1 protein-coding gene is annotated in these 967 nt (G+C 34.9%); it reads left to right on the top strand.

What is annotated here, in order from left to right; genetic code table 11:
• Nucleotides 1-803 (top strand): IS4 family transposase (locus ABES02_RS29980; RefSeq protein ID WP_430141749.1); only part of this gene is annotated, 803 nt, incomplete at its 5' end.
• Between the last annotated feature and the right edge of the window lie 164 nt (nucleotides 804-967).

Below are 967 nucleotides of genomic sequence, written 5' to 3'. Positions count from 1 at the left end.
AACGTGGCGTGTGCTATATATCCAGATTAAAATTAAACCATACTGTTTATATAAAAAATCCGTCTCCAGAATACTTTCGAAACGGAACCGTAAAAAAGCAATCACAGTATATTCAAGTTGATTTAGAGAACATTATGCACACGTTAAAACCAGGACAAACGTATGAAATAAAAGAGTCGTATATTGGCAAGAATCAAAGATTATTTACGCGTGTAATTATCTACCGTTTAACAGAGGAACAAATACTGGAACGTAGAAAAAAACAAGGCTATACGGAAAGTAAAAAGGGCATTACGTTTTCAGAAAAGAGTAAACGATTAACGGGTATCAACATATATGTTACGAATACGCCTTGGGAAGTGGTTCCGATGGAACAAATCCATGATTTTTACTCCCTCCGCTGGCAGATCGAAATCATATTTAAAACGTGGAAATCTCTATTTCAAATTCATCATTGGCAAACTATCAAACAAGAGCGATTAGAATGCCATGTGTATGGAAAACTCATTGCCATTTTTATATGTTCTTCTACGATGTTTAAGATGCGTCAACTTCTGTTGCAAAAGAACAAAAGAGAATTAAGTGAATATAAAGCAATTGGGATGATTCAAGATCATGTATCGCTGTTATATCAAGCGATACAGAGAAACACCCAAGATCTAACAAAGATTTTAATCCGCCTGTTTACCCTACTAAAGAAAAATGGCCGGAAATCCCATCGATATGAGAAGAAAACTATCTTTGATATTATGGGTGTTGTCTATGAGTATAATGGATTGAGAAAACAAAAGAAAGCTGCATAAGAAAAAAATGAAACCCGTTAGGGTTTATTTCGTATGCTCATTTTTAAGAGGATTATACTGTTTAAAAGTTTGTTCATTTCAATTAATGGAAAACCGTAGAGTTTCTATCCTTAAGTTGATGGGCATGGGGTACCGCCAGCATTTCGGAAAAAAACCACGCTAAG

It is taken from the genome of Neobacillus pocheonensis (genome assembly GCF_050477905.1).
In the GTDB taxonomy this organism is placed as follows: domain Bacteria; phylum Bacillota; class Bacilli; order Bacillales; family Cytobacillaceae; genus Neobacillus; species Neobacillus pocheonensis_A.
The sequence above is the reverse complement of the archived record's forward strand: the minus strand, read 5'-3'. Positions and strand labels throughout refer to the sequence as shown.